Raw genomic sequence first — 10751 nt, 5'->3', positions numbered from 1 at the left:
GTCATCCCACAGCCAGTATTTCTTGTCGGTCAGGTTGTAAATGCCGCCGCTGACGGTGACGTCGTCGGTGACTTTGTAGTACCCGGCCAGATCAAGAATGCCGAAGCCAGGCGACTTGAACTGATTGCTGACGCCATCCGGCGACTTGAAGTTGCTGTCGTCGACGCGATCCTTTTTCTTCACCACGGTCCAGCTCAGCAGGCCGCCGTAGTTGTCCTGGTCGTAACCCAGGCCGAACACGCCGGTCAGCGGGTTGACGCTGTTGAGCGGCTCGCCGTTGTCGTTGTTGCGACCGTAGGCGTAGGCAATCGAGCCTTGGGTGTACAGGCCTTGCGGGGCGCCAAAGGAATCCAGGTTCAGACGACCTTTGACTTCCGCACCCTTGATGGTCGCGTGCTTGATGTTGCTCGACTGGAAGGTCAGCTCGCTGTAGCCGGGGGTGACGGCATCTTCGTTGATGAAGTCGCGGTACTTGTTATAGAACACCGCCACATCGAAGTTGCCGGCTTCAAACTGGCCACGCAGGCCGGTTTCGTAGCTCTTGCTCTTTTCCGGTTCGAGGTTGGGGTTGGGGGCGACCTGATAACCGCCGGAGGTATTTTCGAAGCGGCCGTACAGGGCCTTGGCACTCGGTGTGCGGAAGCCTTCGGCGTACTGGCCGTACCAGGTGTAGTGGTCGTTGAACTGGTAAGTGGTGCCAAACTTCGGCGACAGGCGATGCCAGGTCTTGGTGCTGTCATTCACCTCGCCATTGCCGCTCTGGTCGGCGGTGGCCAGGAATTCCTCGGTGATGTGCGGCTTGAGCTGCGTGTAGTCGTAGCGCAGGCCTGGCAGGAAGGTCCAGTTGTTCCAGCTGATCTGATCCTGGGCAAACAGGCTATAGGTGTTGATGGTCGGGTCCGGGAAATCGCTGGCCGGGGTCAGGGTGTCGGCGGCGCTCGGCGCTCCGATCACCCGGCAGGCCCCGCCCACGCTCAGACAGGTGCCGTCGCCGGTGCGCAGGCCGGTGACTTTGTCCTGCTTGAAGGTGGTGCCGTAGGTGACGAGGTGATCGGTTGCGGCGACGGCAAACGCCTTGTCGGCCTGGGCATCGAACACCCACTGGCGATCCTTGTAGGTGGTGTTGCGATTACGCAGCACGGTGCGCGACGGCGCGTAGATTTCCTGGGTGCTCTGATCGGTCTTGGCGATCTGGTAGTTCAGGGTCCATTTGATGTTGTCGGCGAGCGCGCTGTCGAGGCCGAAGCGGTGCTCAAGGCCAAAGCGCTCGCGGGTAATGGTTTCGTTGCCGCTGCGCGCTTTATAAAAACCAAAACCGCGCCCGGCGTTAAACGGTCCGCCCACTGCACTCAGCTGGTTGGTGTCACGGTCGTCCTTGTAGTGCTCGTAAGTCAGACCGAATCGCCCGTTCTCGGCATAGTCCCAGCCCAGCTTGGCGAGGATGTTGGTAGTACGCACGTCTTCCGGGTTGGCTTCGGTGCGATTGAGCCCGGTGCCGCCGGTCTCGCCATAGGACTCGGTTTCATGCCCGTTGCGCTGGCTCAGGTGCAGCAAGCCATCGAAGTCGCCAGTGCGCCCGGCGACGGTGCCGGAGGTCAGCCAGCTTTCGTCGGCCGAGCTGTAGCCGGTCTTCAAGCGAGCGCCGACATCCTGGCCGGGTTTGATGATGTCGTTCGGGTCGAGGGTGTAGTAGCTGACTGCACCACCGATGGCGTTGCTGCCATACAGCACCGAGGCCGGGCCGCGGAGGATCTCTACGCGCTTGACGATTTCCGGGTCGACGTAGTTGCGATTGGTCTGGGCGTAGGGGCCGTTAAAGAAACCGTCAGGCACTTGTACACCGTCGACCTGGGTCAGCACCCGGTCGCCATCGATGCCACGGATGTTGTAGCCGGTGATGCCTGAGCGCTGCCCTGTACCACCTACGGATACGCCTGGCTCATAGCGCACCAGGTCCTTGATGGAATTGACGTTGTTGCGGTCAAGTTCTTCACGGGTGTGCACCGTGACCGTGCTCGGTACGCTGCTCACGTCCTGTTCCTGGCGGGTCGCGCTGATGGTTACCTGCTGCAGGTTCAGCGCGCCGGTGTTGTTGCGCAACTCCAGGACGATGTTGTTGTTGCCCAGTTTGCGATAGCTCAGGTTGGTCCCCACCAACAGGCGATCGAGGGCGGTTTCCGGCGGCAGGGAGCCGCGCACGCCGGGCGAGGCCACCCCCTGCGCCAGCTCGGCGGAAAACCCGACCTGCCAGCCCGTCACAGCGGTAAACGCATTCAGCGCCGACACCAGGGATTGCTGGGGAATGGCGAAGGCGTAGTCACCGATGTTGCGGGTCTGTTGGCCGTCGGTGGCAGCCATCAGCGGTGCGGTGCCGGCCATGAGGATGGCAGCGGTCAGCAGCGACAATACGCGGGAAGGGGAAGAGGTCTGGCGGGTAAGGCGTGAGGACATCGATAGCGCTCCGTGTCGCACGAATCTTTATAGGTGCAGATTGGCATCGCGTGATGCGAATCAATTGCATTGGCTATAACTAGACGTACCTGCTTCGGCTATCGAGTAAAAATAATTCTCATTTAGTTCAAGATCACCAGCGCGGGGAATTCCTGCAAGCGCGCGGAGGTGATGTGGGCGAGGGAACGGACCACGTCGAGCGGTTGATCGAGGCGGTAATTGCCGGTCACGGCGACGTCGGCCAATTGCTCGTTGTTGTTGATGATCCAGCCCGGATAGTAGCGGCGCAGTTCGGCCAGCACCTGGTTCAGCGGGCAGTTCTCGAACACCAGTCGGCCCTGTACCCAGGCCAGATCGGTGGCGGCATCGAGTTTGGCCGGGCGGTCGAAACCGTTGGGGCCGATGCGAATGCTTTCCCCCGCCGACAAGCGCACGTGGCTATCGTTGTGCGTGGCGCGCAAATCGACATCGCCGCGTTGCACGTTGATCTGCGCCACGCCATCGAGATAACGCACGGCGAACGCGGTGTCGCGCACGCTGGCCTTGACCGGGCCGGCATCGATTTCCAGCGGTTGATTGCGGCTGCCAGCCACTTCGAAAAACGCTTCGCCCTGATACAGCCGCGCGACGCGCTGTTGATCGTTGATGGTGCTGGAGAATGCGGAGTTGGTGTTGAGCAGGACTTTCGAGCCGTCCTCCAGTTGCAGGCGCTGGCGCTCACCGACCACGGTCAGATGATCGGCCTGAAGGCGCATCGGCAAATTACTGAAACTGAACAGACCGAGAACCAGCACCGCCGCGGTGGCCAGCGGTTTCCAGTGCGGGCGCAAGCGCGACAGTACCGATACCTTTGGCGGCCGGGCCGCCAGTGTCTGCGCACTCAGCATCACTTGCGGGCCGTCCCAGATCGCCTGCGCCTTGGTGAACGCCTCGGCATTCAAGGGATCAGCCGCCAGCCAGGCATGGAACTGCCGGGTTTGCTCCTCGTCCGGGCTGCCGAGCACGATGAGCCAGTCCAGCGCCTGGTCCATTGCGTTTGCAGCGTCCTGCGCCAAGTCTGGCGAAGGCGAGCGGTGGGTGTCCGTCACGGTGTTTCCTCGGCGGTGTCTGCGCACGGCTGTTTTTTTTAAGTGAAGCGTAAAAGTCGGGCAAGGGTAACAAAGCCCAATGATCAGTGCAGTCGATCCTGATGTGTGCCGGATCGTTCAGTCGCCATTCAGGCGTTCGGCAACGCCAATGCAAATGGACATGATCAGTTTCAATTCTTTCTGCACGGTGCTGAGGGAAACGCTCAGTTCATCGGCGATTTCCTGATAGCTGTGCCCGTGCAGGCGGCTGAGGATGAAAATCTGCTGCTGACGGGCGCTGAGTTCACTGAGGCTCACGTTCAAGCGCTCCAGCATCTGTTCGGCGTGGGCGGCGTCTTCGGCGCTGCTGGCGGGGGCGGCGACACTTTCAACCACGTCCGGTGGCACGTCATCGACCAGAGTGCGCGACTGGATGCGCCGCGCACGCAAATGGTCCAGGGCCAGATTGCGCGCAGTCTGGAAAACAAAGGGTTCAAGATGATCGATGGCCCGCTCGCTCAGCGCCCGCGTCACGCGCAGGTAGGTTTCCTGCAGCAGGTCTTCAGCGGTGCTGTGATTGTTGACCATCCGTTCCAGCGTGCGCAGAAGCGAGGTGCGCTGGGTGAGGAAGACGTGGTTGAAGCGCGATTGACTCACGGGGGAACCTGATCCATTTCGAGCGAATGATAATGCTTATCATCTACTGTCATGGTCAAGCGCTTAATCGTGAAAATCTGTGCAGGCGCTGCCGCAGGCTGCAATCTTTTGATTTGGCTGTCAAAAGATCGCAGCCTGCGGCAGCTCCTACGGAAATTCGTGGTGAGTTGCCGATTTATTCCGCGTTACACAGCGCCAGGCAGTTATCCAGCATGCGGTTGGAGAAGCCCCATTCGTTGTCGTACCAAGCCAGTACTTTCAGCAATTTGCCGCTGGATTTGGTGTGGTTGGCGTCGAAGATCGACGACAGCGGGTTGTGGTTGAAGTCGCTGGAAACCAGCGGCAACGTGTTGTAACCCAAAATTTTCGAATGCTGGCTCGCAGCCTTGAGCAGAGCGTTGACCTCATCCGCCGAGGCTTCGCGCTTGAGTTGCACGGTCAGATCGACCAGGGACACATTGATCACCGGCACCCGCACGGCCATGCCGGTCAGTTTGCCCGCCAGCTCCGGCAGCACCAGGCCCACCGCTTCGGCGGCGCCGGTCTTGCTCGGGATCATGTTCTGCGTGGCCGAACGCGCGCGGTACGGGTCGGTGTGGTAGACGTCGGTCAGGTTCTGGTCGTTGGTGTAAGCATGAATCGTGGTCATCAGACCGCTTTCGATTCCCAGCTCGCGGTGCAGCACCTGCGCCACCGGCGCCAGGCAGTTGGTGGTGCACGAAGCGTTGGAGATGATCTGATGCGACTGGCGCAAAATGTCATGGTTCACACCATAAACGACGGTGGCATCGGCGCCTTTGGCCGGGGCCGAGATGATTACTTTGCGTGCGCCGGCAGTAATATGCGCAGCGGCTTTGGCCCGGTCGGTAAAGAGACCGGTGCATTCGAATACCACGTCGATTTTTTCCGCAGCCCATGGCAACTCGGCCGGGTTGCGGATCGCGCTGACTGCAATGCGGTCGCCGTTGACTGTCAGGCTTTCGTTGTCATGCTCGACCTGTGCGTCGAACGTGCCGTGAACGGTGTCGTATTTGAGCAGATGAGCGTTGATCGAGCTGTCGCCCAAATCGTTGATGGCGACGATCTGCAAATCCTGTCGATAGCCTTGGGTATACAGTGCGCGTAGGACATTACGGCCGATGCGGCCAAAACCATTGATTGCGATTCGTAGAGTCATGGAACAGCGCCGCCGTCGTTTTGTTGTTGGAATTACAAGATTATTCGCATAAAAATAGAAAACAAGCCTTTTTAGTGGCAATATTTTGTTTTATCTACAACGAGTGACCTGAATCAACTGGTCCGAATGGTCAAAAAAACCGTCTGTCATTCCAACGACAACGGCGTTTGATCAGCATAGACAATCAGGTCGCCACATCCGTTAGCCTGGAGTTCTACACATGCATCCCCGCGTTCTTGAGGTCACCGAACGGCTTATCGCCCGCAGCCGCGCCACGCGTCAGGCTTACCTTGCACTGATTCGCGGCGCCGCGACGGATGGCCCGATGCGCGGCAAGCTGCAATGCGCCAACTTCGCCCACGGCGTGGCCGGCTGCGGCAGCGAAGACAAGCACAGCCTGCGGATGATGAACTCGGCGAACATCGCCATTGTTTCTTCATATAACGACATGCTCTCGGCGCATCAGCCGTACGAAGTGTTTCCCGAGCAAATCAAGAATGCCCTGCGCGAAATCGGCTCGGTCGGCCAGTTCGCTGGCGGCACTCCGGCGATGTGCGACGGCGTGACCCAGGGCGAGCCAGGCATGGAGCTGAGCCTGCCGAGCCGCGAAGTGATCGCCATGTCGACCGCTGTGGCGCTGTCCCACAACATGTTCGATGGCGCGCTGATGCTCGGCATCTGCGACAAAATCGTGCCAGGCCTGATGATGGGCTCGCTGCGCTTCGGTCATCTGCCGACGATCTTCGTACCGGGCGGGCCGATGGTCTCGGGGATTTCCAACAAGGAAAAAGCCGACGTGCGGCAGAAATACGCCGAAGGCAAGGCAACCCGCGAAGAGCTGCTGGAATCGGAGATGAAGTCCTACCACAGCCCGGGTACGTGCACCTTCTACGGCACCGCCAACACCAACCAGTTGTTGATGGAAGTGATGGGCCTGCACTTGCCGGGTGCCTCTTTCGTCAACCCGAACACGCCGCTGCGTGATGCGCTGACCCGCGAAGCCGCGCATCAAGTGACGCGCCTGACCAAGCAGAACGGCAACTTCATGCCAATCGGCGAAATCGTCGACGAGAAGTCGCTGGTCAACTCGATCGTCGCGCTGCACGCCACCGGTGGCTCGACCAACCACACCCTGCACATGCCGGCCATCGCCATGGCTGCGGGCATTCAACTGACCTGGCAGGACATGGCCGACCTCTCTGAAGTCGTGCCAACCCTGAGCCACGTTTATCCGAACGGCAAAGCTGACATCAACCACTTCCAGGCCGCGGGCGGCATGTCATTCCTGATCCGCGAACTGTTGGCGGCCGGGTTGCTCCATGAAAACGTCAACACCGTGCTGGGTCATGGTCTGAGCCGCTACACCCTGGAGCCTTTCCTGGATAACGGCGAGCTGGTCTGGCGCGAAGGCCCGGTCGACAGCCTCGACGAAAACATCCTGCGTCCAGTCGCTCGCGCGTTCTCCACGGAGGGCGGTTTGCGCGTGATGGAGGGCAACCTCGGTCGCGGTGTGATGAAGGTTTCTGCCGTTGCGTTGGAAAACCAGATCGTCGAAGCGCCGGCGATGGTGTTCCAGGATCAACAGGATCTGGCCGATGCGTTCAAGGCTGGCCTGCTGGAAAAAGATTTTGTCGCGGTGATGCGCTTCCAGGGCCCGCGCTCCAACGGTATGCCCGAGTTGCACAAGATGACGCCGTTCCTCGGCGTGCTGCAGGATCGCGGCTTCAAAGTCGCGCTGGTGACTGACGGACGCATGTCCGGCGCTTCGGGGAAAATTCCGGCGGCGATTCACGTCAGCCCTGAAGCTTATGTCGGCGGCGCTTTGGCCCGGGTGCAAGAGGGCGATATCATCCGCGTCGATGGCGTCAAAGGCACCCTGGAGCTTAAGGTGGACGCCGACGAATTTGCAGCGCGCGAACCTGCCAAGGGCCTGTTGGGCAATAACATCGGCAGCGGTCGCGAACTGTTTGGTTTCATGCGTTTGGCCTTCAGCTCGGCGGAGCAGGGCGCCAGCGCCTTCACTTCTGCCCTGGAGACGCTTAATTGAAACTGGCTTTGGTCGGTGATATCGGAGGCACCAACGCTCGGTTCGCGTTGTGGAAAAACCAACAACTGGAATCGGTTGAGGTCTTGGCTACCGCCGACCACGCCAGCCCGGAAGAGGCGATCAGCCTCTATCTGAGCGGGCTCGGTCTGGCGCCGGGTGCAATCGGTTCGGTGTGCCTGTCGGTGGCAGGTCCGGTCAGCGGCGATGAATTCAGGTTCACCAACAACCACTGGCGGCTGAGTCGCAAGGCGTTTTGCCAGGCCTTGCAGGTCGAGCAGTTGTTGCTGGTCAATGACTTCTCGGCGATGGCGCTGGGCATGACCCGATTGCAGCCGGACGAGTTTCGTGTCGTTTGCCCAGGCACGCCGGAGCCGTTGCGGCCGGCAGTGGTCATCGGTCCGGGCACCGGCCTGGGGGTCGGCACCTTGCTTGACTTGGGCGCCGGGCGTTTTGCCGCCTTGCCGGGCGAGGGCGGTCACGTTGATCTGCCGCTGAGCAGCCCGCGTGAAACACAGCTGTGGCAGCACATCCACAACGAGATCGGCCATGTCAGCGCGGAAACGGCGTTGAGCGGTGGTGGATTGCCGCGTGTTTACCGGGCGATCTGCGCGGTGGATGGTCACGAAGCGGTGCTCGACACCCCGGAGTCGATCACGGCTGCGGGCCTCGCGGGCGACCCGATTGCGCTGGAAGTGCTGGAACAGTTCTGCTGCTGGCTCGGGCGTGTGGCCGGTAACAACGTACTGACTACTGGCGGTCGCGGCGGTGTGTACATCGTGGGTGGGGTGATTCCACGGTTTGCCGATTTCTTCCTCGAAAGTGGTTTCGCCCGCAGCTTTGCCGACAAGGGTTGCATGAGCGATTATTTCAAAGGCATTCCTGTGTGGCTGGTGACAGCGCCGTATTCCGGGTTGATGGGGGCGGGTGTGGCGCTCGAACAGGCCTGAAACCGCGTCGCCTCCATCGCGGGCAAGCCACGCTCCCACAGGATTACCTGCATCTGAAAATGTGCGCATTACCTTGTGTGGGACTTGCCAGCGATGGGGCCAGAACAGACAACAAATTTCCAAGGTTCATCAGGCATAATCCGCCCCAATTCCAACAACAAGGATGCCGCCCCGTGAGCTCAGTCAACAAGTCGATATTGTTGGTCGATGACGACCAGGAAATACGCGAGTTGCTGGAAACCTACCTGACCCGCGCCGGGTTTCAGGTGCGGGCCACCGCCGATGGCGCCAGTTTCCGCCAGGCACTCAATGAGGCGCCGAGCGATCTGGTGATCCTCGACGTCATGCTGCCCGACGAAGATGGCTTCAGCCTCTGCCGTTGGGTGCGTCAGCATCCGCGTCAGGCGCAGGTGCCGATCATCATGCTCACCGCCAGTTCCGACGAAGCCGACCGCGTGATCGGTCTGGAACTCGGTGCCGACGACTACCTCGGCAAACCCTTCAGCCCCCGCGAACTGCAAGCGCGCATCAAGGCATTGCTGCGTCGTGCGCAATTTGGCCAGGAACGCAGTGGCAGTGAGGTGCTGGCGTTCGACGAGTGGCGGCTCGACATGGTCAGCCATCGGCTATTCCACACTGATGGCGAAGAAGTGATCCTGTCCGGCGCCGACTTCGCCCTGCTCAAGTTGTTTCTCGATCATCCCCAGGAAATTCTCGACCGCGACACCATCGGCAACGCCACCCGTGGCCGCGACCTGATGCCGCTCGATCGCATCGTCGACATGGCGGTCAGTCGTTTGCGCCAACGCCTGCGCGACACGGAAAAACCGCCACGGCTGATCCGCACCGTGCGCGGCAGCGGCTATCAGCTGGCAGCCAATGTGGTTGCCAGCAATGGTCACTGAGTTCCTGCGCAAACTGGCGGCCAGGGTGCCGGTGCCGCGTTCGCTGCTGGGGCGGATGTTGCTGCTGACACTGTTGGCGGTGTTGTTTGCGCAGACATTGTCGAGCGTGATCTGGGTGTCGCAGCTGCGTGCTACCCAGCTTGAAGGCCTGGTCACCAGTGCCCGCAGCCTCGCGCACTCAATGACCGCCAGCGTCAGTTACTTTCGATCCCTGCCCGTCGCCTTCAGGCCGCTGGTCCTCGATCAGTTGCGCAGCATGGGCGGCACCCGTTTTGTCGTGACGCTCAACGACAAACCCCTGGGCATGGAAGTGCTGCCGATTACCCCGCGTAAAGCGGCGGTGCTCAAGGCGGTGGACGAAGTGTTGCGCCAGTCCCTGGGACAGGACGCGGACATCTCCGTGACCTTCGTCAGCCCCGAGGACCTGCGAATTTTCAACGGCGGCCTGAAACTCGACGAGTTGCCACGCTCCTGGGCGCATTACGCGCTGACCCTTGAGCCGGTGAACCCGCCGGTGCTGGTCACGCAGATTCAAATGGCGCCGGGCGAATGGCTGTACATCGCCTCGCTGTTGCCCGAGCCGTACACCAGCCTTGAAGAACAAGGGCTGCCGTCGCAACAGGTATGGTTCATCGTCCTAACCAGCGGCTTTTTGCTGCTGTTCATCGGCCTGCTGGTGCACTGGCAGAGTCGGCCGCTCAAGCGTCTGGCGCGTGCCGCGCGGGATATGTCGCTGGGCGCCGACGTCGAGCCGGTGGCTGAGGGCGGCGGCAGTGAAGTGGTGGAAGTGGGTCGCGCGTTCAACAGCATGCGCGAACGCATCAGCCGTTACCTGACAGAACGCAGCCAATTGTTCAGCGCGATTTCCCATGACCTGCGCACGCCGATCACGCGTTTGCGCTTGCGCGTCGAGTTGCTTGAGGACGAGGCGTTGCAAGCGAAGTTCGGCCGTGATCTGGATGAGCTGGAGCTGCTGGTCAAAGGCGCGCTGCAATGCGTGAAAGACACCGATATCCACGAGAACATCGAACCGGTGGATCTCAACCATGTGCTCGATTGTCTGGTCGAGCCGTATCTGGCGCCCAACGGCAATGGTCGCGTGACCCAGCACGGGCGTGCGCTGGCGGCGTATTCGGGCAAGCCTTTGGCGTTGAAGCGTTGCATTGGCAACCTGATCGACAACGCACTGAAGTATGGGCAGAACGCGCATTTGCATATCGATGACGATGAGAGTGCGTTTGTCCTGCACGTCGACGATGAAGGGCCGGGGGTGCCGGAGCAGCGGCTGGAGCAGGTGTTCGAACCGCACTTTCGCTTGGCGGGGCAGCAGCAGGGTTATGGGCTTGGGGTTGGGCATTGCGCGCAACATCGCCCACAGTCATGGCGGCGAAGTCAGCCTGCAGAACCTGCGTGAAGGTGGTTTGCGGGTGACGTTACAGTTGCCGCGTAGTGTTGATTAGGTATACCGCGTAATCGTTCTTCGCGGGCGAGCCCGCTCCC

At 60.8% G+C, this 10751-nt stretch carries 7 protein-coding genes and 1 pseudogene; 4 read left to right on the top strand and 4 right to left on the bottom strand.

Annotated elements, in window-relative coordinates; all coding sequences use genetic code 11:
• The 4 genes from JFT80_RS08205 to gap all read right to left on the bottom strand — a co-directional run.
• On the bottom strand, positions 1 to 2451 hold a 2451-nt coding region (locus tag JFT80_RS08205; RefSeq protein WP_201147542.1), incomplete at its 3' end, for a TonB-dependent receptor.
• A 122-nt stretch (positions 2452 to 2573) separates the two neighbouring features.
• Positions 2574 to 3539 carry a FecR domain-containing protein gene (locus JFT80_RS08200; protein ID WP_201147541.1) on the bottom strand — a complete coding sequence of 322 codons (966 nt, stop codon included), beginning with the start codon at positions 3537 to 3539 and terminating at the stop codon, positions 2574 to 2576.
• A 117-nt stretch (positions 3540 to 3656) separates the two neighbouring features.
• Positions 3657 to 4175 carry an RNA polymerase sigma factor gene (locus JFT80_RS08195; RefSeq protein ID WP_201147540.1) on the bottom strand — a complete coding sequence of 173 codons (519 nt, stop codon included), beginning with the start codon at positions 4173 to 4175 and terminating at the stop codon, positions 3657 to 3659.
• A 175-nt stretch (positions 4176 to 4350) separates the two neighbouring features.
• Positions 4351 to 5352: a type I glyceraldehyde-3-phosphate dehydrogenase gene (gap, locus tag JFT80_RS08190; RefSeq protein ID WP_201147539.1), complete on the bottom strand. Its 1002-nt coding sequence runs from the start codon at positions 5350 to 5352 to the stop codon at positions 4351 to 4353.
• Positions 5353 to 5572: 220 nt separating this feature from the next.
• Between gap and edd the strand changes: the two genes are divergently transcribed.
• The 4 genes and pseudogenes from edd (at position 5573) to JFT80_RS08170 (ending at position 10711) form a co-directional block, all read left to right on the top strand.
• A complete protein-coding gene (gene edd, locus JFT80_RS08185) occupies positions 5573 to 7399 on the top strand; it encodes a phosphogluconate dehydratase (RefSeq protein ID WP_201147538.1) in 1827 nt (608 codons plus the stop codon).
• Positions 7396 to 8346 (top strand): glucokinase, encoded by a 951-nt coding sequence (locus tag JFT80_RS08180; protein WP_201147537.1) that lies wholly within the window; start codon positions 7396 to 7398, stop codon positions 8344 to 8346. The genes edd and JFT80_RS08180 overlap by 4 nt, the downstream gene beginning before the upstream one ends.
• A 173-nt stretch (positions 8347 to 8519) precedes the next feature.
• A complete protein-coding gene (locus JFT80_RS08175; RefSeq protein WP_137218816.1) occupies positions 8520 to 9251 on the top strand; it encodes a response regulator in 732 nt (243 codons plus the stop codon).
• Positions 9241 to 10711: pseudogene (locus JFT80_RS08170) on the top strand (ATP-binding protein). The gene JFT80_RS08175 and the pseudogene JFT80_RS08170 overlap by 11 nt, the downstream one beginning before the upstream one ends.
• The last annotated feature ends 40 nt before the right edge of the window (positions 10712 to 10751 follow it).

Source organism: Pseudomonas sp. TH10, from assembly GCF_016651255.1.
GTDB lineage: Bacteria > Pseudomonadota > Gammaproteobacteria > Pseudomonadales > Pseudomonadaceae > Aquipseudomonas.
Note: the sequence above shows the minus strand (reverse complement) of the source record. Positions and strands in the feature narration are given on the sequence as shown.

Excerpts from the sequence above, each read along its gene's own strand:
- gap (WP_201147539.1), bottom strand. The coding sequence starts at position 5,352 with ATGACTCTACGAATCGCAATCAATGGTTTTGGCCGCATCGGCCGTAAT.
- edd (WP_201147538.1), top strand. The coding sequence starts at position 5,573 with ATGCATCCCCGCGTTCTTGAGGTCACCGAACGGCTTATCGCCCGCAGC.